The sequence below is a fragment of the Actinomadura vinacea genome (assembly GCF_039532545.1).
Classification (GTDB): domain Bacteria; phylum Actinomycetota; class Actinomycetes; order Streptosporangiales; family Streptosporangiaceae; genus Spirillospora; species Spirillospora vinacea.
Genome location: NZ_BAAARW010000011.1, coordinates 541,758 through 567,913, shown reverse-complemented (window position 1 = coordinate 567,913; position 26,156 = coordinate 541,758). Strand labels below are relative to the sequence as shown.

The following is a 26,156-nucleotide window of genomic DNA, read 5'->3' as shown; positions in this document are numbered from 1 at the left end:
AGGTGCTGGACACCTGGCCGGTTCCCGCCGAACACGTACGCGTGCCGACTCGCCAGGGCGAGACCTTCGTCCTGGCCTCCGGCCCACAGGACGCGCCGCCCCTGATGCTGCTGCACGGCTCGGGCGCGAACACGTCGATGTGGCGAGGAGATGTCGCCACCTGGTCTCGGCACTTCCGCACGTATGCCGTCGACCTCGTCGGCGAGCCCGGTCTGAGCGCGCCCTCGCGCCCCGCCCTGGACTCCGACGCCGTGTCACTCTGGCTGGACGACGTCCTGGAAGGACTCGGGACCGCCAATGCCGCGTTCGTCGCCACCTCCCTCGGCGGCTGGACGGCCCTGGACTACGCCATCCGCCGTCCGGAACGAGTGACCCGCCTGGCCCTGATGTGCCCCGGCGGCGTGGGACGGCAGAAGGTCGGCTGGATCTTCAAGGCCCTGCTGACCCGCCCGTTCCGACGCGGCGGACTGCGCGAATCGGCGATGGCGGTCGCAGGCCTGGACGGGGAGAGGCACCGGCAGGCGCTCGACGCCGTCGTCCTGACGTTCACGCACTTCAACCCGTGCAGGGAGAAACTCCCGGTGTTCTCCGACGAGGCGTTGCGCGGCCTCACCATGCCCGTACTCGTCATCGTCGGCGGCCGGGACGCCATGTTCGACTCCCGCCAGACCGCGCGACGCGTCCGTGAGTGCATCCCGCACTCGACCGTGAACCTGCTCCCCGAGGTCGGTCACGCCATCTTCGACCAGTCCGAGCCGATCTCCGAGTTCCTCCGGGCCTGACGAAACCTCGGCCACCGACGCCAACGGCCGGGCCTCGCCGAACTCGGGCAGCGGCCGGAGCTGCCCGAGATCAGCATGAAGGAGCGCGACATCGCCAGAACGCCCGGCGGGTTTCGCCGGCATGGCCTCACGCGATGACGGGGGACTTCTTGATGTCATCCACACCCTTTACACCGGGGTCCCACGGTGTAGTGGCTCGATGTCGTGTTGAGGAGCGGTCCGGCTGCGTTGGCGGACGAGTGCCAGGGCGAGGAGGGCCGACGCGTAGCCGCAGAGGACGCCCAGCCCGGCCCACCAGGGCAGCGGGAAGTAGCCGCCCGAGGGCGCGTAGAGGGCGGTCACGTGCGGATACTCGCGAACGGTCTGCTGGACGGCGAAGGCCGCGGCTGGGGTGAGGCGCAGCAGCCACCGGGCGACCTCGTCGGGGAAGAGCGGCAGGGCCCCGAGGATGTAGGGAAGAACGACCACCGAGACCGCGATGGGGACCGCCGCCCTCGCACGCCGCGCGAGCGCGCCGAGGGCGAACGCGAGAACGGCGGCGCCGGCGAGCAACGCGGCGACGCCGACGACCACTCTGAGTTCGGTGAGCGCGGGGACGGCGGCGACGCTGAGGCCGCGGGATCGGGAGATCGCCGGGGTGGCGCGCACGACGACTCCCGCGGCGACCAGTCCGGCGGCGAAGGCGGTCCCGCCGATCAGAATGGACCTCGCCGCCAGGCCTCGGCCGCCGGTCGTCCCGAACCGGACGGCGACCACGAGCAGGATGACCGATCCGATGGGAAGGCCGATGAGGGTGCTGCTCATGCTGTGGCCTCCCCCGCCGCCCCCCTTGGCGAGCGGCCCGATGTCCCCGCTTCCGGTGACCGTGAACGTCCCGTTCGACTTGACGAGTCCGGGCGCTCGGTGCAAGCGCTCCCAGTCGGTACTGCCCATTTCCCCGATGGGGCGGCTGCTCCAGTCGGCGGCCGGAGCGCCGTCGAGGGAGATGTTGTCGAAGGTGCCGGTGGCCTGCGTGAAGCGCGATTCAGGCAGGCTCGCCCCGAGGGCCGTGCGCACAAGGGTCAGGTCGCCCGGAGACGCGGCGAACAACCCGACTTGTACGGTGGCGGGAAGGCCGGGAAGGCGCGCGGTGCCGACCCTCGTCCAGTGCTCGCCGTCGGCCGACTCGCTGCCGGTGATGGTGTCGCCGGAACGGGTCAGGCGCAGCCAGCGTGGTGCCCTCGCGGGGCTGCCCGCCGCATCGTGGACGTAGTCGTGCTGCATCCGGACGCCGTGGTTTCCGGTGACCATGAGCGCCGCGTACGAGGACCCCTGGGTGAGGCCGTCCTTGATGATGATGCCGGCCTTCGCCCACGGCACCAGGCCCTCGACGATCTCGTCATGGTCGGGCGGCGGGTAGGTGATGATGCCCTTCATCGAGGTCAGGCGCACGGTGATGGCGCCTTGCTCGCCGAGCGGCCGGTGGACGAAGGAGAAGTCGTCGTTCACCGCCTGCCCGTCCGGCCCCACGGGATCGGTGGGGCAGGGCACCTCCACGGTCCCCGCGCTACAGGTGCCGACGCGATGGGCGAAGGCGAAGAGGACGCCGAGCAGGATGACGGTCAGCGGCACGGCGGCCATGGCGATCAGCCGGCCGCGGGTGCGGAACCCGGCCCACTCGTGGCGTACCGAGCCCGTCGAAGGCCCGGCGGTGGTCTTGTCGGTCGCTTGCATGCGACCGGTTCTAGACGGCCCGTCATAACGTGGCCCCAACGACCGCCGTTATGCCGCTGTTAGGCGCCGTCCGGCATTCTCGGAGACGGCACGCGAGGGAGAAGAATGAGCATGAGGGCACGCCTGGCGCTGCGAGGCCGGACGGTCAGGCTGCGTTTCACCGTCCTGTACGCCGCCATGTTCCTCGCGTCCGGGCTGCTCCTGCTGGCCCTCACCAACCTGCTGGTCGGAGGGAACTCCACCCGGGTCACGGTCCCCGCACAGCCCGTCGCCGGACAGGGGGCCGACCTCGCGGCCGCGCGGCAGCGCATCGCCGACCTGGAGACGCGGCTGTCGGAGACTCAGGAGTCGGGCTCGAAGCGGCTCCTGACGGGCTCGCTCGTCGCGCTGGCCGTGATGGCGGCGGTCTCGATCCCGCTGGGCGGCGCCGCCTCCGGCCGGGTGCTCCGGCCACTGCGGACGATCACCGCCGCGACCCGCCGGATCACCGCCGAGAACCTGCACGAACGGCTCGCCGTGGCGGGCCCCGCCGACGAGGTCAAGGACCTCGCCGACACCATCGACGGGCTGCTGGAACGCCTGGAGGCGTCCTTCGCCGCCCAGCGCCGGTTCGTCGCCAACGCCTCCCACGAACTGCGCACACCCCTGGCCACCATGCGGGCCTCGGTGGACGTGGCCCTGGCCAAACCGGAGCCGGCCCCGCCCGCGACGGTCGCGCTGGCCGACCGGCTGCGCACCGAACTCGACCGGGTGGACGGCCTCCTGGAGGGGTTGCTCGTCCTCGCCCAGGCGCAGCACGGCGCGCTCGCCGACCGCGAACCCGTCCCGCTCGGCGACCTGGTCTCCAAGGCGCTGGTCGCCCGCACCGCCGGCGTCGCGGCCAAGAACCTGACCGTGGACGACGGTGGCCTGCGAGACACGGCATGGACACGCGGCAGCCGGACGCTCCTGTCCCGGATGGCCGACAACCTGATCGACAACGCCGTCGTCCACAACCGCGACGGAGGCCGGATCCGGGTCTCGGCCACAGCCGATGACGCGATCGTCCGGCTGGTCGTGGAGACGGGCGGCCCGGTCCTGGATCCGCGGCAGGTCGCCCGGCTCGGCCGCCCGTTCCAGCGGCTCGCGGCCGACCGTACCGGCTCGGGAACCGGCTCGGGCCTCGGACTGTCCATCGTCGAGGCGATCGCCGACGCCCATGGCGGCCGCCTGGACCTGTGCGGTCCGTCCGAAGGCGGCCTGCGCGCCACCGTCTCGCTGCCGAGGGAGCCCGCGCCCGAAGGCGGCACGGCGTGAGAATCCTGGTGGTCGAGGACGCGATCGCGCTCGCCGACGTCGTCGCCGAAGGGCTGCGAGACCAGGGCATGGCCGTCGACATCGCCCACGACGGGCTGACCGCCGCCGCCAAGCTCGACCTCGTCGGCTACGACGTGGTCGTGCTCGACCGGGACCTGCCCGGCGTCCACGGCGACACCCTCTGCCAGATGATCACCGAGCGCGACGACCGCGCCATGGTCCTCATGCTCACGGCGGCGGGCTCGCCGGGCGACCGGGTGACGGGCCTGACGCTCGGGGCCGACGACTACCTCGCCAAGCCGTTCCACTTCCCGGAACTGGTGCTGCGCGTCCGCGCACTGGCCCGCCGCCGCCCCTCCGCCCGCGCACGGACACTGCGTGCGGGCGGCGTGGAACTCGATCCCGTGCGGCGCCTGGCGACCCGCGACGGACGGCGGCTCAACCTCTCCGTCAAGGAGTTCGCGGTTCTGGAGGCGCTGCTGCGGGCCGGCCCGGCCTTCCTCAGTGCCGAGGACCTCCTCGACCAGGTCTGGGACGAGAACGCCGACCCGTTCACCAACACGGTCCCGGTCACCGTCGGACGGCTGCGCCGCAAGCTGGGCGGCCCGCCGATCATCACCACCACGCCGGGCGTCGGATACCGCATCACCGATCCCGCAGAGCAGCCCTGACGTCTCGTCAGCCGGTCAGGGCGACGTCCACGTGCGAGCAGCCCTGGCGCGCCGCGAGCGGCCAGGGGGCGAAGGTGCCCGTGGGCAGTTCCACGAACATGCGGTGCCGGTATGCGATGACGCTGGTGGCCGGAGTGTCCAGCAGGCGGGCCAGCACGTATGCGGCGGACAGGCTGGTGACGTCGCGGATGGTGCCCAACGGCAGCAGGGAGCGGGTTTCGGCGATCGCCTCGTGTTCGCCTGCCCGCAGGACGACGCGGGTCCCGGGTGAGACCCCGTGCGCGGCGATCGCCAGGGCGATGTTGTCAAGGTCGTCGGAGCCGACGGCGGCCAGGGCCCGGGCCTGATGGAGGTGCAGTTTCTCCAGGGTGGCCCGGTCGCCGCCGTGGCCGGTCAGCACGGGTATGCCCAGGGTCCGGGCGAGGCGGACGTTGGGGGCGTCGGGGTCCCGCTCCACGCCGACGACGGGTATGCCCAGGCGCCGCAGCTCGCCGCACAGGCGCAGCCCGACCTGGCCGATGCCGACGACGATCACGTGGCCGGAGCGGGGAAGCGTGCGGGGCCCGATCAGCCCGACCAGTCTGGGGCCGAGCATGCGCTCGATGATGCCGGCGGTGAACATGGCGCTGAAGACGATCGTGCTGAGCATGGCCGCGCTGGCCAGCACCGGGTACGCGGTGGAGTGGGCGGGAGCGGCCGCCGGGCCGACCGTGGCCACGACGCGGGCGGCATCGAACAGTGCCTGGGCCGGGTGGTGTCCGTGAGCGAGCAGCCAGGCCAGGTCGCCGATGAAGACGGTGAGCATGCCCAGCAGGCCCGTGAGCATGATCCGCGTTCCCGCGTCGTGTGGACGCAACTGTCCCGCCAGCCGACCGAACCGCGACCGCCATCCGATCGGTTCCGGATTCCACGGCTGGGTGCGTGAGGGTTCCCCGTCGAGGACCCGGATGGCATGCGTGAGCCCGTCCTTTCGCTGCAGGGCGACGATGGCGGCGTCGACGCACGGCCCGGCCAGGGCCGGAGCCGCCAGATCGGCCGGGGAGGTCACATGGCATTGGGGCAGCAGGCGCAGCAGTTCGTCGGCCACCGTCCGGTCGAAGATGGTCACAGTGATCGGGACATGGGCGGACATGTGGGCGACGGCCAGCGCGTAGCGCAGCGCCGCGACATCGTCGTGCAGCAGGACGGCCACGGCATCGGGCGTGGGCGTCATCGCCTCGCGCAGCTCGTCGTCGCGGGGTTCGGTCAGGTGCTGGACGGAGTGCGAGCCCTCCCGCAGGGACGCGCACACCCGGCGTGCCAGGTTGGTTTCGCCGATGATGACGAACGAACGGTCACCGGGCGGGGCAGCGGTGTCGATCATGGTGTCGGTTCAGTCCCTCGTCATGCCGCAGTCGTCGGAGCGATACGGGTCGCACCTCGGACACCGCGGGTCGCCGCAGGTGATGCAGTGGGTCAGTTCCTGTCCGCAGTGACACGTGGGGGCCGGTGATTTCGACGGTGCGGTCATGGCGTTTCGGCTTCCTCGTTGAGCATGGCCTGGACCCGGGAGCGGGCGCTGAGCAGTGACTGGCAGGTCGCGCCGCCGCATCGGGGTCGCGCTGTTGGGCGGCATCGACCAGCGAGGTGGAACCACAGGGATGAGTCCGGTTCATGGTCGGCCGAGCAGGAGGCACACGTCGTATTCCTGCAGGGTGACCCCTTCGACCACTGCGCCTTTGTGGGGGCTCGCGGTCAGCCAGTCCGTTGTCTGCCAGACGGCGGACAGCCTCGCGTGCGGGCATGGCGCCGTTGGTGATCGACTGATGCAGTATGGCGTAGACCTGGCCGGTCGGCGGAAACGGTCGCACGGACTGTGACGACTCGCATATCAGGTGGTCCTGGGCAGGTCGCGGCCAAGTGCGAACCGCGGATGCGCCGAGCCGACCCTTCGACGGGTGGCGAAATAAGCGGGTCCTAGGCTGCGGCGGGTGAACAACTCATTTACCTACGGCCCGGTCATACCGGGCCCCGCACGCGCGTGACGCCGGGTGAGGCGCTCGCGGTGCTGGGGGCCGGCCTGGGAGCGGGGGCGATCAACGCCGCGGTCGGCTCCGGGACGCTGATCAGCTTCCCGGTGCTGCTGGCGACCGGCATGCCGCCCGTCACGGCCACCGTCTCCAACGCGCTCGGGCTCGTCCCCGGCTCCATCAGCGCCGCCATCGGCTACCGGAGGGAACTGGCCGGGCAGGGACGGCGCCTCCTGAGGCTCGGCGCCGGAGCCCTGCTCGGCGGCGTCGCCGGGGCGGCGCTGCTGCTGGCCCTGCCCGCCTCGGTCTTCGAGATGATCGTGCCGGTGCTGGTGGGCCTCGCACTGGTCCTGGTCGTCCTCCAGCCCTGGATCAGCAAGCGGCTCCGGGACCGCCGCGAACGGAACGGGAAGGCCGCCCGTCCCGACGGGGGCCCGCTGCTCGCCCCCGGGCTGGCGCTGGCCAGCGTCTACGGCGGCTACTTCTCCGCTGCCCAGGGGATCATCTACATGGCGCTGATGGGCATCCTCCTCGACGAGGACATGCGGCGCCTCAACGCGATCAAGAATGTGCTCGTCGCCGTCGTGAACTCCGTCGCCGCCGCCTTCTTCCTGTTCGCCGCCGAGTTCGACTGGACGGCCGTCGCGCTCCTGGCGGTCGGCTCGGCCGTCGGCGCCCAGGCCGGGGCCGCGGCCGGCCGCCGTCTCAGCCCCGCCGGCCTGCGGGCGCTCATCGTGGCGGTCGGCACCACGTCCATCGTGCAGCTCGTTCTCCGCTGACACGGGCGGCGCCTTCCAGTGGAAGGCGCCGCCCCAGAGTCAGTCCGGAGTGATGCCCAGGCGCTCGGCCTCCTCGGTCAGCTCGGCGGCCTGGAGTTCGTGCGCCAGCTGCTCCAGTTCGGCGCCGCCTGCCATGAGGGCGGTCAGTTCGTCCTGGGTGATTTCTTGTTTGGTCTGGTAGGCGATGCCGCGGCCGCGCTGGAGGACGAGGAACCGGTCCCCCACCGGGTAGGCGTGATGGGGGTTGTGGGTGATGAAGATGACGCCCAGCCCGCGTTCGCGGGCCTGGACGATGTAGCGCAGGACGACCCCCGCCTGCTTGACGCCCAGCGCGGCCGTGGGCTCGTCCAGGACGAGGACCTTGGCCCCGAAGTACACCGCGCGGGCGATCGCGACGCACTGCCGCTCGCCGCCCGAGAGGGTGCCGATGGGCTGGTCGACGTCGCGCAGGTCGATGCCCATCTCCAGGAGCTGGTCCTTGGTCGTGCGGCGCATGAACTCGATGTCCAGGCGGCCGAAGCCCTTGCGCTTCTCCGATCCCAGGAAGAAGTTCCGCCAGACGGGCATGAGCGGGACGACGGCCAGGTCCTGGTAGACGGTGGCGATGCCCCGGTCGAGGGCCTGGCGGGGCGAGTCGAACGAGACCGCCTCGCCCTCGACGTGGTAGGTCCCGGAGTCGTGCCGGTGCAACCCGGCGACGATCTTGATGAGGGTGGACTTGCCCGCGCCGTTGTCGCCGAGCACGCAGGTCACCTCGCCCGCGGCGACCTCCAGGGACACCTCGCGGAGGGCGATGACGTTGCCGTGGTTCTTGCCGACGCCGTCGAGGCGCACCAGCGGATGCTCCGTCACCTGGACGCCTCCACCCTGCGCCGGACGATCAGGTTGACCACCGTCGCGATCAGCAGCATCGCGCCGAGGAAGAACTTGAACCAGTCGGGGTTCCACTCGGCGTACACGATGCCCTTGTTGGTCATGCCGAAGATGAACGCGCCGATCGCGGCGCCGATGGCCGAGCCGTAGCCGCCGGTCAGCAGGCAGCCGCCGATCACCGCGCAGATGATGAAGTAGAACTCGTTGCCCACGCCCTCGCCCGACTGCACGGAGGCGAACGCGAACAGCAGGTGCATCCCGGAGACCCAGGCGCAGAACGCGACGCCCATGAACAGGCCGATCTTGGTCCGGTCGACCGGGACGCCGACCGCGCGGGCGCTGGCCGCGGCACCGCCCGCCGCGAAGATCCAGTTGCCGGTGCGGGTGCGCAGCAGCAGCCAGGTCGCCGCCGCGACCAGCACGATCCACCAGAACACGGTGATGTTGACGTTGACCCCGGCGATGTCGACGTCGGAGGCGAACACCGCGCGGGCGGAGGAGAAGCCGTCCATGTCGCGGATGGAGTCGGTCGCGACGTTGCCGGTGACGGCCTTGGTCACGCCGAGGTTGGCGCCGGCCAGCATGAAGAACGTGGCCAGCGTGATGATGAAGCTGGGCAGGCCCGTCCTGACGTAGAGGACGCCGTTCAGCAGCCCCAGTGCCAGCGTCAGGACGAGCGAGATCACCACCCCGACCCAGACGTTCAGCGTGAGCTGGTAGGCGACCAGGGACGCGATCAGCGCCGAGGTCGTCACCATCACCCCGGCGGACAGGTCGAACTCGCCGCCGATCATCAGCAGCGAGACCCCCACCGCCATGATCCCGAACGTCGAGCCGGCGTACAGCACCGTCGACAACGAACCGGCCCGCAGGAACGCGTCCGCGACGACCGAGAAGAACGCGAACACCGCGACCGCGCCCAGCAGCGCCCCCAGTTCGGGACGGCCCAGCAGCCGGCGCAGCGGCGACCGCCGGGCCAGCCGCTCGTCGGCCGCGACCGGCGGCCGGGCCACGGCCTGGCTCACCGCGTGCCCCGGTTGGCGAACTGGTCGATCGTCGCGGCGGTGTCCTTGGTGACGATCGCCGGCCCGGTCAGCACCGGGCGGCCGCCGCCGATGACGTTGCCGTTGTTCTTCAGCAGCCACAGCTCGTCGACCGCCCCGTACCCCTGCAGGTAGGGCTGCTGGTCGACGGCGAACTGGATGGTCCCGCCCTTGAGCGAGGCGACCAGGTCCTTGTTCATGTCGAAGGTGGCGACCTTGGCCTTGCTGTAGGTCTCCTTCACCGAGTCGACCGCGGTCGCCGCGAACGGCGCGCCGAGGGTGAGGATCCCGTCGATCTCCTTGTCGGTCTGGAGCTTGGCGGTGATGGACGACTTCACCTGCGGCATGTTGGTGCCCGGGACGAACAGGTTCTGCAGCTCCCCGCCGAAGGTCTTCTTGGCCCCCGCGCAGCGGTCCTCCAGGCCCACGTTCCCCTGCTCGTGGATGACGCACAGCGCCCGCTTCGCACCGATCCTGGCGAGCTCGCGCCCGGCGGCCTCGCCCGCGATGCTCTCGTCCTGGCCGAAGTGCGCGACGGCCCCGAACTTGGCGGACACGTCGGCGCCGGAGTTGATGGACACCACCGGGATCTTGGCCGCGGTGGCGCGCGCGACCACGTCCTTGAGCGCGTCCGGCTTGGCGAAGGTGACGATGATCCCGTCCACCTTCTTGTCGATGGCGGCCTGGACGAGCTGGGCCTGCTTGCCGCCGTCCGGATCGGCCGAGTAGAGGAACTCGACGTTGCTCTTGGCGGCGGCGGCCTTGGCGCCCTTCTGGACGATGTCCCAGAACGTGTCGCCGGGCCCCGAGTGGGTGACCATCGCGACGGTCATCCGCTCGGTCTTGGCGCCCCCGGCGCCCGCGCTCTCCTCCGCCTTCTTACCGCCCGAACCGCTGCACGCGCTCACGGCCAGCACCCCGGTGACCCCCAGGGCCAGCAGGCGCCTGGGGGTGCGCTTCCTCGTGCGGGTCATCGCAGCACTCCGTTCTCCCCGAGAAGGATCTGAGATGAACCGAGTATTTATCAGAAGTGGCTTACAGGGGGACCTGTCATGCCGCGACCTCCGCCAGATACGTCAGGCAGGCGCGGACGTCCTCGTACGGGCCGGACGCGGCATCGGGCTCCGCGGCGAGGACGGCGTCCTGCTCCATGACGTACCAGCCGTCGTAGCCGGAGTCCTCCAAGGCACGGATGACGCCGGAGATGTCGATGTCCCCTTGGCCGAGGGGACGGTACAAGCCGGTGCCCACGGCGTCGGTGTAGGAGACCTCGCCTTCGCGCACGCGATCGGCCAGGGCGACGTCGACGTCCTTCAGGTGGACGTGCGAGATGCGCGGCGCGGCGAAGCGGGCCAGCAGCAGCGGATCGGTGCCGCCGACGAGGAGATGCCCGGTGTCCAGGCACAGCGGGACGCTGCACCCGCCCAGGACGCGCTCTACGTCCGCGCGGCTCTCCACGACCGTCCCGACATGGGGGTGCAGGGCGACCGAGCGGCCGCGGTCGCCGGCGCGGCGCGTGATGCCGTCCAGGTTGGCCAGCAGCGCCTGCCAGGCCCTGGTGTCGAGGCGGGGCCGCCGGTCGTAGCCGTCGAGCCCGGTGGCGGCGGCCAGGATCAGGGTCGCGCGGCCGTCCATCCCGTCGATGGCCCGCTCGATCTCCGGCAGCGGGTCGTACGCGGGATCGTGCAGGACGGCCGGGACGAACGCGCCGACGAGCTCCAGGTCGTGCTCGGCCAGGAGGAGGTCCCGCTCGCCGGGGTCGGCGGGCAGGAACCCGGCCGGGCCGAGCTCGGTGGCGGTGAGCCCGAGGTCGCGCATCTCGCTCAGAACCCGCCGCGGAGAGAGCTGATGGCCCCACCCGGGGACCTCGCACACTCCCCAAGAGATGGGTGCGCCTGCCAGTTTCATCGCCGTACCTCCTCTGGATGGACTACCCGGCGCTCGCGCCGGGAGATCTCGCACGCCTCGGCGAGGTAGAAGGCTTCCAGGGCCTCCTCGGGAGGGCACGGGTTGGCGCGCCGCCCGGCGACCAGGTCGACGAAGGCCCGCAGCTCGGCGTCGTACGCGGCGGCGAACCGTTCGAGGAAGCCTCCGTAGGCGGGCGTGCGCGCGGGACGCCCCGCGGGACGCTCCGGCAGGGGTGTGACGGGCGTGCGGTCGTCGAGCCCCGCGACGAGGCTGTCCTTGGAGCCGAACAGTTCCAGCCGCACGTCGTATCCGGCGGCGTTGTAGCGGGTGGCGCCGACCACGCCGAGGGTGCCGTCGTCGAGGCCGAGCAGCGCCGCGCCGGTGTCGACGTCGCCGTGCTCGCGGAAGACCACGTCGCCCTTGTTGGAGCCCGCGGCCATCACCCAGGCCACGTCCTGTCCGGTGACGTGGCGGATGGAGTCGAGGTCGTGGATCACGCAGTCGCGGAAGAGGCCGCCGGAGGCGGGGATGTATCCCGGGGGCGGCGGGGCGGGGTCGAAGCTGCACGACCGTACGGTGTGCAGCCAGCCGAGCCGCCCGGCTAAGACGGCCTCGCGGGCGGCGACGTAGCCGGCGTCGAAGCGGCGCTGGAAGCCGACCTGCACCGGGACGTGGGCGAGGTATGCCGCCCGGACCATTTGGAACGTTCCATCAATGTCCGGGGCAAGAGGCTTCTCGCAGAACACGGGTAGCCGCGCCCGCACGCCCAGCTCCACCAGCGCGGCGTGCGCGTCCGTCGCCGCCGCCACGACCAGCCCGTCCAGGCCCGCCTTGAACAGTTCCGGCACCGCGCCGACCGCGCACACCTCCGCCCTGTGACCGCCCGCTCCGTGACTCACTCCGTGGCCCACTCCGGGGCCACCCGCCCTGCGCCCGTCCAAGCTTTGAACGCCCGAGCCCGGCCCGTCCGAGCAACGCGCGTTCAGGCGGGCGGCCAGTTCTCTCGCCCGGCTCGGGTCGGCGTCGGCCACGACCAGGGCCTCGACCTCGGGCAACTCGCAAAGTGCGGCGGCGTGGCGCGCTCCGATGCGCCCCGCGCCGGCCAGTCCGATCCTCATCGATCCTCCCGGTCGGCCTCTCCTGGAGACCTCTCCGTCGGCGCCCGGACGCCGGGCCCCGCTCGGGGGCGCCGGGGGCGCTCCGTCCGGGGCATGGCGACCGGATGAACACCGAGTGTGCTGGAGCGTTCCATGCACGTCAACGGTGTCACCTGGCATCCTCGCCGTTAGGACGTGTCCGCAATGGGCCCCTTCCTCGGCCGCGCCTGTTCCCCCGGGACGTGACCAAGCGCTAGTTTGTGAGCATGCGGGTCTTCCTCACCGGCGCGTCCGGCTTCGTCGGCTCCCACACCGCGCGCTCCCTGGTGGCCGCCGGGCACCGGCCGCGCGCCCTGGTCCGCGACCCCGGCAAGGCCGCCAAGGTGCTGGCCCGGCTCGGCGTCGCCGCCGGGGACGTCGAGCTCCACCCCGGCGACATGCTCGACCCCGGCGCCGTCGGCGAGGCGCTCGACGGCTGCGACGCCGCCGTCCACGCCGCCGCGGCGATCGGCATCGGGCACCCCGGGGACCCCGAGAACGACCTGGTCCGGGTCAACCTGGCCGGCACCCGCAACGTGGTCGGCGGCGCCGTCGCCCGCGGCCTGGAGCGGGTGGTCCACGTGTCGACGGTCGCGGTGTTCGTCCCGCCGCACGGCCCGCGCATCACCACCGGCGGCCCGCTCGCCGCGCCGCGCACCGGCTACGGCCGCTCCAAGGTCGCCGCCGAACGCTACGTGCGCGACCTCCAGGACGAGGGCGCGCCCGTCACCATCGTCTACCCCGGCGGCGTGTGCGGGCCGGACCAGCCCGTCCTGGACGCGCTCATGGAAGGGCTCGCGGCGGCGCTCGACCAGGCCTGGCCGCTGCCCCCGGGCGGCGTCTCGGTCATCGACGTGCGCGACCTGGCCGAGGCCCTCGCCCGCGCGGTCACCACGCCCGCCCCCGACCGGCTCCTGCTCGGCGGCCACTTCCTCACCTGGCCGCAGTACGCCGACCTGTGCGACCGCGCGACCGGGCTGAAGTGCCGCCGCTTCCGCGTCCCGGCGGGCGTGGTGCTCGGGGCGGGCTCGCTGCTGGACGCCGCCAAACGCGTCCGGCACTTCGACTACCCGCTCACCCGCGACGCCGCCGAGTTCATGGTCAAGCTGGTGCCGACCGACGACGCCCCCGCCCTCGACGCGCTCTCGCTGACCCTGCGCCCGGTCGAGGAGACGGTCGAGGACTCGCTGCGCTGGCTGGCCGAGGCCGGGCACCTGCGCAGGGCCGGCCGGCTGGCGCCCACTCGAACCCCGTCCGCCGGAACCACCGCCGCCACGAAGGAGCCGACCATGCCGACACTGACCAAGCGCTATCTGGGACCGGTCTTCCAGAGGATCTCGAGCGCACGCTGGTTCTCCAAGGTCGGCCCGAAGATCGTGCCGCCGCTGGACCGCGCCCTGCACAAGGCCAGCGGTGGCCGCTTCCTCCTCGGGCAGTCGCTGGTCCCGAGCCTGGTGCTGACCACCACCGGCGCCGTCAGCGGACGGCCGCGGCAGGCCCCGCTGGCCTGCATGCCCGAGCCGGACGGATCCTGGATCATCGTCGGCTCCAACTTCGGCCGCGAGAAGCACCCCGCCTGGACCGGCAACCTCCTCAAGCACCCCGAGGCCGAGATCAGCTTCCGCGGCCGCACCGTCAAGGTCACCGCCGCGCTGCTGGACGACGCCGAGCGCGCCGAGGCGTGGCCCCGGCTGATGCGCGTATGGCCCGTCTACGACAGCTACGTGGAGCGCACCGAACGCGAACTGCGCGTCTTCCGCCTCACGCCGGTCCCATGATCTTGCGGGACAGCAGCCGTCCGACGAGCGCGTAGGCGAGTACCACGCCGAGCACGTTCAGGATCACGTCGTCGATGTCGAAGGCCCGGCCTATCACCAGCAGACCCTGCGCCGTCTCGATGGCCAGCGACAGCAGCGCCGCCACCAGGGCCAGCCGCACCGGGCCGCGCAGCCGCGCCGACAGCATCGGCAGCAGCACGCCGAGCGGGGCCAGCAGGATCAGGTTGCCGCCGACCTGCGGCAGCGCGTCCCGGACCGGCTGCTCGAAGTAGAAGCGCAGCGAACGCCCGGGATCGGTGTTGCCGCCCGCCTGCCCGTTGTCCTCCACCGGGCTCAGGGTGAGACGGAAGGCGTAGTAGAAGAACGCCGCCAGTGCCGCGAGCGCCACCAGCAGGGCGACCGCCCTGAGCAGCAGCACGTACCAGGGTGGACGTCCGCCGCCGCTTCGTTCGGACTTGCCCGCGACCTTGCGGTCGGACTTGCCCGCGACCTTGCGGTCGGGTTTGCTCCGGCTCTTAGGAGCCGGCTGCGGCATCCCGATCTTCTTGGCCCACGATCCCGCCACCGCCCGCACCTCCACGTCCCGAAGCGCTTTCGACGACCGTGCATGTCCCCGCTTCGGCCGCGACTATGCAAAGGGACGGTCAAGTTCGAACCAAGCGCTAGACCACCCAGACCGTCGAGACAGGCCCGTCTAGCCCCCGGCCTGCGGGCCGGCGAAGAGCGGGTCGGAGCGGTAGAGGTCGGCGGCCTCGATGTCGCCGATCTCCTCGCACAGCCGGGCCAGCTCCCCCATCGTGTGCGTCACCCGGACCGTGACGCCCAGCCGCCGCCAGACCGCCAGCGCCTTCAGGTGCGCGTCGATGGCGGCGTGGTGGTCGCCGTCCGAACGGCTGAGCGCGGCCAGGATGTCCAGCGCGGCGGCCTCGTCCCAGGGATGCGGCGAACGCGCCAGCGTCTCGCGGGCCAGCTCCTCGGCCTCCCGATGCCGTCCGGCGGCCGCCAGCAGCGCGCCGATCTCGCCGATGACCGAGCCCGTCTCGAAGTCCTCCCCGAGGCCGACCAGGATCGTCAGCCCCCGCGCCAGGCAGGCCGCGGCGTCCGCCATCCGGCCCTGCTTGAGGTAGGCCAGCGAGCAGTTCTTCAGCATCCACAGCTCCGCGATCGGCGCGCCGCACGCCTCGAACGCCTGCCGGGCCTCCTCGAACAGCGGCAGGTAGCCGCCGTGCTCGCCGTCCTCGCGGCGGCGGAGGGAGAGGGTGAACAGGGCGCGGCCCCTGCCGAGCGGATCCGGGATGGACCGGGACGGGACGGTCCTGCGCTCCATCGGCGGATGCGGAAGCGACTGGTAGGTGGTCATGGCGCGCTCGGCGTACTGGAGCCCCGCGCCGAGCTCCAGCCTGCTCCCCTCCGCGTCGACGAGGAGCCCGAGCATGCACGCCATGCCGCGCCGGTCGTCCTGCCGCTCGGCGACGCGCAGCCCCTCGTGCAGCATCGCGACCCACTCGTCGTACCGGCCGCGCATGTCGAAGTAGGTGGCCAGGCACTGCGCGAGCGGCCAGGCCGGGTGACCGGCCTCCCCGGCCAGGCGGGTCTGGGCGATGAGGTGCAGCCGTTCCTCGTCGAACCAGACGAGCGGGTCGGCGCGGGCCGCGGCGCGCGCGTGTTCGGGCGCCCGCCAGACCGGGCCGGGGGACGGGTCGAGGCCGTACCAGTGCGGCAGCGCGCCGTCCGCGGCCGTCGCCATGTCGTGCCAGGCGCCCAGCAGCCTGCGCACCGCGGCGCGGCGGCCGCCGGCGTCGTCCCGCGCGGCGAGCTCCCCGGCCAGCAGGTGGATCAGGTCGTGGACGCGGTAGCGCGGCCCGGTGACGCCCCGTCCGGCGGGCTCGACCAGGTGCACGTCGACCAGGTCGTTCAGCAGCCGGTCGGCGGTCTCCGCGCGGCCGCCCAGCAGCGCGGCGGGCACCCACGAGGGGAACTCGGTGTCCTTCAGCAGGCCCAGGCTCCGGAACAGCCGCCGGTGGTCGTCGGTGAGCGCGTCGTAGGTGTCCTGGAAGCTGGCCCGCACACCGAGGTCGCCGTGCTGCAGCCAGTCGAGCCGGTCGCGGTGCGAGGCCAGGCGCCGCGCCAGGTCGGCCACCGTCCAGCCGGGGCGCGCGGACAGCCGGGCGGCCGCGATCCGGACGGCCAGCGGCAGCCCGCCGCACAGCCGCACGATCTGGTCGATCTCCCTTTCCTCGGCGTCGCCGGACGGCCGGTCGCCCCGGCCCGCGATCGAGCGGAACAGCGCCGCGCCCGCGTCCCGGGGCAGCCCCTCCAGGGGGACGACGCGCAGCCCGCCCGCGCCGCCGGCGCCCGACAGCCGCCTCCGGCTGGTCATCAGCACCGCGCAGCGCGGCTCGGCGGGCAGCAGCGGCTCCAGGTCCGTCGCGTCGGTCACATCGTCCAGCACGATCAGCACGCGGCGGGTCGCCAGCAGCTCGCGGAAGAGGGCGGCGCGCTCGTCCAGCCCGGACGGCACCCCGGCAGGGGGGACGCCCAGAGCGTGCAGGAACCCGGCGAGCACCTCGGCCGGGCCGCCGGGGCGGTCGCGGAGCCGGGCGTACAGCTGCCCGTCGCCGTAAGCCGCGCGGTGCGCGTGCGCCAGCCGCAGCACGAACGCCGTCTTGCCGATCCCGCCCGGACCGGTGACGGCCACGCACACGGGCGCGGTGCGGGACGGGTCGCCCAGGACGCCCGACAGCTCGCCGAGAAGATCCTCGCGTCCGACATGGCCGGGCACGTCGGCCGGGAGCTGGCGCGGCACGAGGTAGGGCCGGCCCCGCACCGCCTCCGCCTCGTCGGGGCCCTGAACCCCGGTGAGGATCGCGCGATGCAGCTGCTGCAGTCCGGTGGACGGCTCGATGCCCAGCTCGTCCACCATGCGTTCACGCAGGTCGCGGAATACGGTGAGCGCCTCGGCGGGACGCCCGGCACGGGCCAGCACGGTCATCAGCTGGCCGCGGCAGCGCTCCCGCAGCGGATGGTCGCCGATGAGCGCGCGCAGTTCGACGTCCAGGCCCTCATGGCGGCCGAGGGCGATGTCGGCGTCGATCCGGTCCTCGACGGCGGCCAGCCGCAGCTCGTCCCAGTCGGCCGCGCGCCGAACCGAAGGGGACGTCAGATCGGCGCAGACAGGGCCGCGCCATCGGGCCAGCGCGGTGCGCAGCAGTGCGGCCGCCGGCCCCGGCTCCCCCGCCGCCAGCCGTTCGCGGGCCCGCCGGACCTCGTCGCGGAAGTTCTCCAGGTCCAGCTGGCCCGCGGAGATCCGTAACCGGTAGCCGGGCGGACGCGTCTCGATCGGCGCGGAGGAGCGGTCGCCGTCCGCGCCCAGGGTCCTGCGCAGCCGCGACACCATGCCCTGTAACTGCACCCGCCACGAATTCGGTGGATCGCCCTCCCAGAGGGCCTCCACCAGGCGGTCCACCGACACCACCCGGTCCCGTTCCAGCAGGAGCAGGGCCAGGACGGTGCGTACCTGCGGGCCGCCCACATCGAGCGGGCTGCCCGCCCGCTCGGCCGACATCGGCCCGAGCACGCGAAAGTAGAGCCCACCGCTCATATGGCCGCAACTCTAGGCGATCATCCGCACGCCCGAGTACGAAGACCACATTCGGTCGACCCTCACTGTTCCAAGCGCCCCGGGTGAACGGGGCTTGAGCGCTCCCCCGTCCACCCTGGACGCTTTCGGCGCGGGCCTTCCGCCCGACTCCCGCGCCGTCGGGCGGCCCGCCGCACCCGGGGCATCCGCAGGCCAGCACCCCATACCTGCAGGACCCACATCATGCCCGCCCCCGAAGGGACACTTCACGGACCACCCTGTGCGCAGAGCATTCCGCACGCCGCTAAGAATCCACTAAAAAGGGCGAAACGCCCGTGCTGCACCACAGCACGGGCGTCTCACCCGGTCACACCGCGACCGCGGTGGTGGCAGGCTCCAGGGCCAGCTCCAGAACCTCCCGGACGTCGCTGACCGCGAAGACCGTCATGTTCTCCAGCACCTCGGCCGGGACGTCCTCCAGGTCCGGCTCGTTGCGCTTGGGCACGATCGCGGTCGTGATGCCCAGCCTGCTCGCCGCCAGCAGCTTCTGCTTCAGCCCGCCGATCGGCAGCACCCGCCCGGTCAGCGAGACCTCACCGGTCATCGCCACGTCCGAACGGACCGGCCGGCCCGACAGCAGCGAGGCCAGCGCCGCCGTCATCGTGATGCCCGCGCTCGGGCCGTCCTTGGGGATCGCGCCGGCGGGCACGTGGACGTGCACGCCGCGGTCCTTCAGGTCGCCGACCGGCAGCTCCAGCTCCGCCCCGCGCGAGCGCAGGTAGCTGAGCGCGATCCGGGCCGACTCCTTCATGACGTCGCCGAGCTGGCCGGTGAGCGTCACCCCGGTGTCGCCGGTCTCCTTGTCCGCCAGCGACGCCTCGATGTAGAGGACGTCGCCGCCCGCGCCGGTGACCGCCAGCCCGGTCGCCACGCCCGGCACGCCGGTCCGCCGCTCCGACCTGCTCAGCTCGACCTCCGGCGTGAACCGGGGCCGTCCCAGGTAGTCCTTCAGCTCCGCGGCACCGACCGCGACGGGCAGTTCCGCCTTTTCCAGCGCCACGTTCGCGGCGACCTTGCGCAGCACCCGGGCGATCGAGCGGTCCAGCGACCGCACCCCCGCCTCCCGGGTGTACTCCGCCGCCAGCAGCCGCAGCGCGTCGTCGCCGAAGTCCACCTCCGCGGCCTCCAGCCCCGCCTTCTCCAGCTGCCGCGGCAGCAGGTGGTCGCGGGCGATGGTGACCTTCTCGTCCTCGGTGTAGCCGTCCAGCTGCACCAGCTCCATCCGGTCCAGCAGCGGGCCGGGGATCGCCTCCACCACGTTCGCGGTGGCCAGGAACAGCACGTCGCTCAGGTCGAGCTCGACCTCCAGGTAGTGGTCCCGGAAGGTGTGGTTCTGCTCGGGGTCCAGGACCTCCAGCAGCGCCGCGGTCGGGTCGCCCCGGTAGTCGGCGCCGACCTTGTCGACCTCGTCCAGCAGCACGACCGGGTTCATCGAGCCCGCCTCGCGGATCGCCCGGACGATGCGTCCCGGCAGCGCGCCGACGTAGGTGCGCCGGTGGCCGCGGATCTCCGCCTCGTCCCGGACGCCGCCGAGCGCGACCCGGACGAACGTGCGGCCCATCGCCCGCGCGACCGACTCGCCCAGCGAGGTCTTGCCGACCCCGGGCGGCCCGGTCAACGCCAGCACGGCGCCGCTGCGCCGCCCGCCGACGACGCCCAAACCCCGGTCCGCGCGGCGCTTGCGCACGGCCAGGTACTCGATGATGCGCTCCTTGACGTCGTCCAGGCCCGCGTGGTCGGCGTCCAGGATCTCCCGGGCGCCCGCGATGTCGTAGGCGTCCTCGGTGCGCTCGTTCCACGGGATGTCCAGGACGGTGTCCAGCCAGGTGCGGATCCAGCCGCCCTCCGGGGAGGCGTCGGACGAGCGCTCCAGCTTGTCGACCTCCTTGAGCGCCGCCTCCCGCACCTTCTCGGGCAGGTTCGCCGCCTCGATCCGGGCGCGGTAGTCGTCCTCCTCGTCGGCCGGGTCGCCGTTCAGCTCGGCCAGCTCCTTGCGGATGGCCTCCTGCTGCTGCCGCAGCAGGAACTCGCGCTGGGTCTTCTCCATGCCCTCCTGGACGTCCTTGCGGATCGTCTCCGCCACGTCCAGCTCGGCCAGGTGGTCGCGGGCCCAGCCGACCACCAGGGTGAGCCGCTCGACCGTGTCGGGGGTCTCCAGCAGCTCGATCTTCTGCTCGTCGGTCAGGTACGGGGCGTACCCGGCGTTGTCGGCCAGCGCGGACGGGTCGTCGATGGCCTGCACCACGTCCACGACCTGCCAGGCGCCGCGCTTCTGCAGGATCGCGCTGACCAGGCCCTTGTACTCCTTGGCCAGCTCCTGGGCGCGGCCGGTGGCCGGCGGGACCTCGATCCGGGTGCCCTCCACCCACAGCGCCGCGCCCGGCCCGGTGGTGCCGGTGCCGATCCGCACCCGCTCCACGCCGCGCACGACCGCGCCCGGCTCGCCACCGGGCAGCCGCCCCTCCTGCTCCACGACGCCCAGCGTGCCGACCGCCGCGTACTGCCCGTTGAGCCTGGGCACCAGCAGCACCCGCGGCTTGACGGCCGACCTGATCCCCGGGCCCTTGGTCTGGGCCGCCGCCCGGGCCGCCTCGATGGCGGCGCGCACCTCGTTCTCCGACAGCTCGAGGGGCACGACCATGCCCGGCAGAACGGCCCCGTCGTCCAGGGGCAGGACCGGCAGCGTCAGGGTCTCGCTCATGCTCTCAGCTCCAAGTCTGTAGCGGTGTGACCCCACCTCGGGGGGTTGAGTCATACTCACTCAAGAAAACGGAGCACGATTTTGTTTCCGCAGCAACGTTCGCTCTCAGCGATCACCGCGCACCCTGTCCCGTCCGGGCGAACCCGGCCCGGCGCGACGCGACGAAGTGAGCTGCCCGGGCTCACCGCCGCCTGGCCGCCGAGGCCGGCCTGGACGACACCCACGAGCGGGGGCCCTGCCTTGCCGCACCTCAGTGGCCTTTCCGACCTGCTGAGCGCCCAGCGCCGACATGGTCGGCTGGTGCGTATCCACGGCCACAGCCGCTGGTGGCACCGGGACCAGAGTCGGATACGAGTTTTGGCTGGAGCGCGCGACTATTAGAATCCACGCGTGCCTCAAGAGCCATCCTCCGAGACCGTCCGCCGGGCAGTCACTCGCGGCCGCGGAGCCCGTTTTGATGTGCCCGAGGGGAAAGCGTCAGCCATCGCGAGGAAACTCAATCAGCGGCTCGTCGGGGAGGACGTTCATGTGATCGTTCCTGGGCCCGCGACGATCACAGCGCTACAGTTGGTCAGCGCGGAAGATGCGCGACGCACGCGCCCCGAGCTGGAAACCCTTCTCGCTGACTTCCGTGGCCTGGCACACACTCTCATCAAGCAGTTCAACCAGGGCACGCTCGACGAGGAGGTCTGGTGGGCGTTTGAGCACGGCGAGCACTGCTGTTTCGAGAACCTCGAAACCGGCTTGATCGTCGAGGCCCACACCGATTTCCCCGATACGGTCGACCCGTACTTCCTCTTGCGCTTCGCCGAGACTACAGGCCGCTACCCCGACGTCCTCAGCGCCTGCGTCCACGGTTTCCACGACATGTGCCGCCTGCTTGAAATGGCGGGAGTCTCATGAACAGCGCGGCCCGCGTGCGCACGTAGGCGTGGCGACGGACTTCGGCCGCCTGAAGTCCGATGACACGAGATCAGCCTATGAGCGGGTCTTGGACGTTGCGACAGATCTCCGGTTCCGGGGGATGGGGAGGTACGAGGGTGAGTTTCCGGCTGGCGGCGTACGCCGTGTGCATCGAGGACGGGCGCGTGCTGCTCGCCCGTCACGTGCCATCCAAGGGCGAGTCCAACTGGACGCTCCCGGGCGGCAGGGTCGAGCACGCGGAGGATCCGTTCGACGCGGTGATTCGGGAGGTCGCTGAGGAGACCGGCTGCGACGCGGTGGCCGAACGCCTGCTGGGCGTGGACTCAAGGGTCATCCCCGCGGCTGAGCGCGCCATCCCCGGCGGACCCGAGCACCAGAATGTCGGCATCTTCTACCAGGTCCGCATCACTGGCGGCCGACTCCGGCCTGAGCCGAACGGCGAAACCGCTGAGCCGACCTGGACTCCGATCCCCGAGGTCGCTCGCCTGCGCCGGTCATCGCTGGTCGACGTCGGCATCGCCCTGGCGCAGACCCTCCCGGCCACCGGCCACGTCGCTCCGGTCCCGGTCGGCGGCTTGATCCAGCACTGAGGTCACCTACGACATCAGCCCCTACCGATTCGAGATCCAACACCGTCACATCTTCCAACTGGAGCTCACCGAGCCCACCCCGAAGCGATGGGCCGGCCAAGAGGTCCTGCTCGACGCCTGCCGGGCTGCTGTCAGATGCCTTTGGCATGCTTCCCTCGTGATCGACCTGACCGACGAGTTCCTTCAGCCCAGACCAGGAACCATCTGCCACTGGCCGGCCGGCCTTGACCATCCGGTCGCCGGCACCTGGACCATCACGATCCCGCTCGAGCCCTTCTCCGCGGACGACGAATACGAGCCCGCCACCTTCCGTCCCGGCACCGGCGGGCCCGAACTCGTCACGACGGATATCTCACTCGACTTCATCAAACTGCCGGCCGCCGAACTGGCCACGCTGAGCCGGCGCACCTTCACCTTCCCGGTCAACCCAGAGGACGGCTACATCGACGGCTCGATCTATCTCGTCGCCGCCCACTGCCCAGTCGATGTCACCCGCATCGAGTTCGGCCAAGCCGCCCCGGGCCACATCACCGCCACCCTCCACGCCTACTTCGACTTCGACGCGGCGGGCGGCATCGACATCCACAACCGCACGGCCGACCTGAAGACCATCCTGCGCTTCGAACTGGGCCGGCCCGTCAGCTCCGGAAGCCCCTGAGTCCGCCGAAATCGTGTTGCGGATCGACTCACGCCGTGACAACGTGCGGATGGCGCTGTCAACCCGACTCGGGAGGTTGATCAATGGCTGCCAAGGTTCTCGGCAAGGCCCCGGCCACCGCTTCGGCCGCAGCGCGCGCCACGGCCTGACGGGCCGACGTTCCATCTCGCGCCTGCATTCCTGAGGTCGAAGCGATCCCGGCGCAGGGAAGCCCCTGCGCTCTTGCCCACGTGAAGCCTGTGCGCTTCACGGCTTCGAATCTCAAGGAGCTTCAGTGTCTTCGTACGCTTCCTTCGAGCCGCTCACCGGCGCCGAAGGTCAGCCCACTCCCGTCCTTCGCCACGGCGACACCGTGCTGCGCCCGGCCATGCCCTGGACGGCCAGCGTCCAAGCCCTGCTCAACCACCTGCAAGAGGTCGGCTTCACCGGCAGTCCCCGTGTCGTCGGGGACGGCTGCGACGACCAGGGTCGCGAAGTCGTCACCTACATCGAGGGCGGCTTCGTGCACCCGCACGCTTGGACCGACGAAGGGGTCTGGCGCGCCGGCCGGCTGCTGCGCGACCTGCACGACGCCACCGCCACCTTCCGGCCGCCGCCCGAAGCGGTCTGGCAGCCGTGGCCGTTCCACAGCGACGCACCCGATGCGATCATCAGCCATCGCGACACCGGCCCCTGGCACACCGTCGCACGCGACGGCCTGCCGGTCGCCTACATCGACTGGACCAGCGCCGGACCGACCGATCGCCTCGACGACATCGCGGGCGCCGCATGGTGGAACGCACAACTGCACGACGACGACGTCGCCGAACGCCAGAACCTGCCCGACGCTGCCTCCCGCGCGGGGCAGCTCAGGCGTTTCCTGGACGGCTACGGCCTGGCCGTCGAGGACCGCCGCGACTTCGTCACCAGAATGATCGAATACGCCATCCGCGACTGCGCCGGCGCCGCCGTCAAGGCGCGGGTCACCCCGGAATCGACCGACACCGCTCCACTGTGGGCGCTGGCCTGGCAGGCGCGGTCCGCGGCATGGATGCTCCGCCATCGCCCGCTCCTCCAACGGGCCATCAGTACCTGAGGCGACCGCGGCGTCCCACCCCTTCGATGACTCGTGGTGGAATGCGGGTGTGTGCCGCGTGGCCGTTCGGGTGGGGTGTGGTGGTCCTGAGATTCTTTCGTCGGCGTGGTTCGGGTCCGATCCAGACGGCTCCTCCCGATGTCAGTCCGCCACTCCCGCGGTCGCCGGCCGACCTGGCCGTGCTGAGCGCGCGTCAGCGGGTCGAGGAGTGGCGGCGGGCGGCCCAGCTGGACGCCCGGGCACTTCCCGGTCTGGGTGCCGCCCTGAACGAGCTGGGCGTCGCACTGTCGGTGGTCAGGGACGAAAGCGGGGCGCTCGAACCGACCCGTGAGGCGGCCGGTATCTATCGGCGCCTTGCCGAGGAGGATCCCGCCGCATTCCGGCCCGCCCTGGCCATTGCCCTGTCCAACCTGGGGCTCCGGTTGTCGAAGACCGGGAACGAACGGGCCGCGCTGGAGCCCGCCCGCGAAGCGGTGGCCATCCTGCGGAGCCTGGCCGAGGAGGATTCCGCGGCCCACCTCCCCGCCCTGGCGTCCACTCTGAACAGGTTCGGTACCCGTCTGGTGGACGCCGGGGACGACCGCGCCGGTTTCGAGACCATCCGTGAGGCGATCGGCATCCGGCGGCGGCTGGCGGACCAGGATCCCGCCGCACATCTCCCCGAACTGGCCGTCATGCTGAACGCCCTGGGTGCCAGGGACGACGAAGCGCTCGCGGCCTCCCGGGAGGCGGTCGACATCCGGCGGCGGCTGGCCGAGACACAACCGCTGACCCACCTCCCCGGCCTTGCCATGAGCCTGGCCAATCTCGGGGTGCGCCTGTCGCGGGCCGGTGACACGGCCGCCGCGGTGCGGGCCACCCGGGAGGCGATCGACATCTACCGGCGGGCGCCCTTCACGATCCCGTTCCGCACTGATCTCGCCGTCGCCCTCAACGATCTCGGGCTCCGCCTGGCGGAGGACGGGGACCGGGGCGGGGCGGTGGACGCCGCCGCAGAGTCGGTGGGCATTCTGCGAGACCTGTATTCGAAGGATCCCGACGTCCATCTGCCGCTTCTCGCGCTCGCTCTCCACAATCTCGGCAGGCGGCTGTCGGAGCTCGGGCAGGAGCAGGAGGCGTTGCGGTCGGCCCGGGAAGCGGTCGACATCCGGCGGCGCCTGGCCGAGTCCGGGACGGCCCGGCACCTTTCCGACCTGGCACGTTCCCTGTGGTCGGCCGCCTCGATCGGCGCCGCCCACGGGATCGACCTCGATGCCTCGCTGGACGCGGCGGACGAGGCCATCTCGATCTACCGGGCACTTCCCGGGCAGGGCGCGGGGGAACTCGGCGACGACCTGGCCGAAGCGGAACGGACCCGCACCCGGATCGCCGAGCGGCTCGGCCCGGCGGGCACCCCGACACCGCGGGGATCCGGGGGCCGGCGATCGGACGGTTCCAGAACGCCGGCGGAATGACCCGCCCGATGCTGGAGCAGATCGTCGGCACCCAGCCGGCCCTGGCCGGCCTCCCCGTGCCGGCCAACATCGACGTGGGCAGTGTCCGGTGATCGCCCAGGGGTGAGACCAAAGCCGGCCGGTGCGGTCATGTAGCATCGGCACATGCATTCCTGATCTTGCCCGTCCCCGCGTCCGAGGCCTCCGCCCGGCGGGGAAGCGTCCCGGCAGATCAGGATCCTGATGCTCACCGCTGCTCGCTCTCCGCCCGGACGCCGGCCGGCCGCATTCGTCCGATCGACGCCGAGCATCCAAGGAGAGCAGACATGATCGATCCCCGCCTGGCCGGGCAGAACGTCCTGGTCACCGGAGGCGCCGGAGGCATCGGCGCGGCGATCAGCCGCGCGTTCGCCGCTCAGGGCGCACGCGTGGCGATCCACCACCTCGCCCAGAACCCCGCCGCGCCCGCCGATGCCGAATGGGCGCACATCACGCCCGAGGCCGACGTCGCCGAGAAGCTGGCGCGGGAACTGGGCAACGGATCCTTCGCGATCAGCGCGGACCTGTCCGAACCCGACGCCGCCCACCGGCTCGCCGAAACGGTCGCGCACCGGGCCGGGCCGATCAACGTCCTGGTCAACAACGCGGCCCACTGCGAGCTCCCCGACAGCATCGACACCCTCACCCATGGGTCGCTGGAACGGCACTACCGGGTCAACGCCATCGCACCGGCGCTGCTGACCACCGAAGTGGTCCGCCTGCGCCGCGGCGAGGACCCGCTGTGCGTCGTCAACATCTCCACCGACGCCGCACGGGCGTTTCCCGGCCAGACCGGCTACGGGACCTCCAAGGGCGCGCTCGAGGCGTTCACCCGGTCCAGCGCCCTGGACCTAGCGGCCCGGGGCATCCGGGTGAACGCCGTCGCCCCGGGCCCGGTACAGACCGGCTGGATGGACGAGGACCTCCTCGCCCAGGTCACGGAGATCGTGCCGATGGGCCGAGCCGGCGAGCCCGGCGACATCGCCGACGCCGTGGTGTACCTGGCCTCCCACCAAGCCCGCTGGATCACCGGCCAGGTCCTGCAGGTCGCCGGCGGGCACGCACTGTGACCCGACCGCGCACACGATCGCATGGGGAACGCGTGTAG

The 26,156-nt window shown here is 71.9% G+C and carries 21 protein-coding genes; 11 read left to right on the top strand and 10 right to left on the bottom strand.

What is annotated here, in order from left to right; translation table 11 throughout:
* Positions 1–41 precede the first annotated feature (41 nt).
* Positions 42–782 carry an alpha/beta fold hydrolase gene (locus ABD340_RS14315; protein WP_344589416.1) on the top strand — a complete coding sequence of 247 codons (741 nt, stop codon included), beginning with the start codon at positions 42–44 and terminating at the stop codon, positions 780–782.
* 168 nt (positions 783–950) lie between these two features.
* Here the strand turns inward: ABD340_RS14315 and ABD340_RS14310 are convergent, their stop codons facing one another.
* Positions 951–2,495, bottom strand: coding sequence for a DUF1349 domain-containing protein (locus tag ABD340_RS14310; protein WP_344589415.1), 1,545 nt, complete (start codon positions 2,493–2,495; stop codon positions 951–953).
* Between the two features lie 111 nt (positions 2,496–2,606).
* Between ABD340_RS14310 and ABD340_RS14305 the strand changes: the two genes are divergently transcribed.
* Together ABD340_RS14305 and ABD340_RS14300 are read left to right on the top strand one after the other, a co-directional pair.
* Positions 2,607–3,791 (top strand): HAMP domain-containing sensor histidine kinase, encoded by a 1,185-nt coding sequence (locus tag ABD340_RS14305; protein WP_344589414.1) that lies wholly within the window; start codon positions 2,607–2,609, stop codon positions 3,789–3,791.
* Positions 3,788–4,462 carry a response regulator transcription factor gene (locus tag ABD340_RS14300; protein WP_344589413.1) on the top strand — a complete coding sequence of 225 codons (675 nt, stop codon included), beginning with the start codon at positions 3,788–3,790 and terminating at the stop codon, positions 4,460–4,462. The genes ABD340_RS14305 and ABD340_RS14300 overlap by 4 nt, the downstream gene beginning before the upstream one ends.
* 7 nt (positions 4,463–4,469) lie before the next feature.
* On the opposite strand, the gene ABD340_RS14295 is transcribed toward ABD340_RS14300, so the two are convergent.
* Positions 4,470–5,825 (bottom strand): potassium channel family protein, encoded by a 1,356-nt coding sequence (locus ABD340_RS14295; protein WP_344589412.1) that lies wholly within the window; start codon positions 5,823–5,825, stop codon positions 4,470–4,472.
* A 657-nt stretch (positions 5,826–6,482) separates the two neighbouring features.
* Between ABD340_RS14295 and ABD340_RS14290 the strand changes: the two genes are divergently transcribed.
* A complete protein-coding gene (locus ABD340_RS14290) occupies positions 6,483–7,250 on the top strand; it encodes a sulfite exporter TauE/SafE family protein (RefSeq protein ID WP_344589411.1) in 768 nt (255 codons plus the stop codon).
* 39 nt (positions 7,251–7,289) lie between these two features.
* Here the strand turns inward: ABD340_RS14290 and ABD340_RS14285 are convergent, their stop codons facing one another.
* From ABD340_RS14285 to ABD340_RS14265, 5 genes are all read right to left on the bottom strand, one after another.
* Complete coding sequence (locus ABD340_RS14285) at positions 7,290–8,102, bottom strand: ATP-binding cassette domain-containing protein (protein WP_344589410.1); 813 nt, start codon at positions 8,100–8,102, stop codon at positions 7,290–7,292.
* The gene (locus tag ABD340_RS14280) at positions 8,099–9,148 is read right to left on the bottom strand and encodes an ABC transporter permease (RefSeq protein WP_344589409.1); all 1,050 of its coding nucleotides are present in this window, start codon (positions 9,146–9,148) and stop codon (positions 8,099–8,101) included. Before ABD340_RS14280 ends, ABD340_RS14285 begins: the two co-directional genes overlap by 4 nt.
* Complete coding sequence (locus tag ABD340_RS14275; RefSeq protein ID WP_344589408.1) at positions 9,145–10,140, bottom strand: sugar ABC transporter substrate-binding protein; 996 nt, start codon at positions 10,138–10,140, stop codon at positions 9,145–9,147. The genes ABD340_RS14280 and ABD340_RS14275 overlap by 4 nt, the downstream gene beginning before the upstream one ends.
* A 76-nt stretch (positions 10,141–10,216) precedes the next feature.
* A complete protein-coding gene (locus ABD340_RS14270) occupies positions 10,217–11,074 on the bottom strand; it encodes a TIM barrel protein (RefSeq protein ID WP_344589407.1) in 858 nt (285 codons plus the stop codon).
* Complete coding sequence (locus tag ABD340_RS14265) at positions 11,071–12,192, bottom strand: Gfo/Idh/MocA family protein (RefSeq protein WP_344589406.1); 1,122 nt, start codon at positions 12,190–12,192, stop codon at positions 11,071–11,073. The genes ABD340_RS14270 and ABD340_RS14265 overlap by 4 nt, the downstream gene beginning before the upstream one ends.
* A gap of 245 nt (positions 12,193–12,437) precedes the next feature.
* Here ABD340_RS14265 and ABD340_RS14260 point away from each other — a divergent pair, with 245 nt between their 5' ends.
* Positions 12,438–13,988: a nitroreductase family deazaflavin-dependent oxidoreductase gene (locus ABD340_RS14260; protein ID WP_344589405.1), complete on the top strand. Its 1,551-nt coding sequence runs from the start codon at positions 12,438–12,440 to the stop codon at positions 13,986–13,988.
* On the opposite strand, the gene ABD340_RS14255 is transcribed toward ABD340_RS14260, so the two are convergent.
* The 3 genes from ABD340_RS14255 to lon all read right to left on the bottom strand — a co-directional run bounded on the left by ABD340_RS14255 (position 13,972) and on the right by lon (position 20,329).
* Positions 13,972–14,553: a VanZ family protein gene (locus ABD340_RS14255; protein ID WP_344589404.1), complete on the bottom strand. Its 582-nt coding sequence runs from the start codon at positions 14,551–14,553 to the stop codon at positions 13,972–13,974. The two genes, ABD340_RS14260 and ABD340_RS14255, sit on opposite strands and share 17 nt — an antisense overlap.
* A gap of 129 nt (positions 14,554–14,682) precedes the next feature.
* Positions 14,683–17,589, bottom strand: coding sequence for an AfsR/SARP family transcriptional regulator (locus ABD340_RS14250; protein WP_344589403.1), 2,907 nt, complete (start codon positions 17,587–17,589; stop codon positions 14,683–14,685).
* Positions 17,590–17,935: 346 nt separating this feature from the next.
* Complete coding sequence (lon, locus tag ABD340_RS14245) at positions 17,936–20,329, bottom strand: endopeptidase La (RefSeq protein ID WP_344589402.1); 2,394 nt, start codon at positions 20,327–20,329, stop codon at positions 17,936–17,938.
* A gap of 390 nt (positions 20,330–20,719) precedes the next feature.
* On the opposite strand from lon, the gene ABD340_RS14240 reads away from it, so the two are divergent.
* The 6 genes from ABD340_RS14240 (at position 20,720) to ABD340_RS14215 (ending at position 26,118) form a co-directional block, all read left to right on the top strand.
* Positions 20,720–21,232: a hypothetical protein gene (locus ABD340_RS14240; RefSeq protein ID WP_344589401.1), complete on the top strand. Its 513-nt coding sequence runs from the start codon at positions 20,720–20,722 to the stop codon at positions 21,230–21,232.
* A gap of 137 nt (positions 21,233–21,369) precedes the next feature.
* Positions 21,370–21,843 (top strand): NUDIX hydrolase, encoded by a 474-nt coding sequence (locus ABD340_RS14235; RefSeq protein ID WP_344589400.1) that lies wholly within the window; start codon positions 21,370–21,372, stop codon positions 21,841–21,843.
* A 157-nt stretch (positions 21,844–22,000) separates the two neighbouring features.
* On the top strand, positions 22,001–22,501 hold the full coding sequence (locus tag ABD340_RS14230) for a hypothetical protein (protein WP_344589399.1): 501 nt from the start codon (positions 22,001–22,003) through the stop codon (positions 22,499–22,501).
* Between the two features lie 274 nt (positions 22,502–22,775).
* A complete protein-coding gene (locus ABD340_RS14225; RefSeq protein WP_344589398.1) occupies positions 22,776–23,576 on the top strand; it encodes an aminoglycoside phosphotransferase/kinase family protein in 801 nt (266 codons plus the stop codon).
* A 179-nt stretch (positions 23,577–23,755) separates the two neighbouring features.
* Positions 23,756–25,030, top strand: coding sequence for a tetratricopeptide repeat protein (locus ABD340_RS14220; RefSeq protein ID WP_344589397.1), 1,275 nt, complete (start codon positions 23,756–23,758; stop codon positions 25,028–25,030).
* A gap of 305 nt (positions 25,031–25,335) precedes the next feature.
* On the top strand, positions 25,336–26,118 hold the full coding sequence (locus ABD340_RS14215) for an SDR family NAD(P)-dependent oxidoreductase (RefSeq protein WP_344589396.1): 783 nt from the start codon (positions 25,336–25,338) through the stop codon (positions 26,116–26,118).
* Positions 26,119–26,156 lie beyond the last annotated feature (38 nt).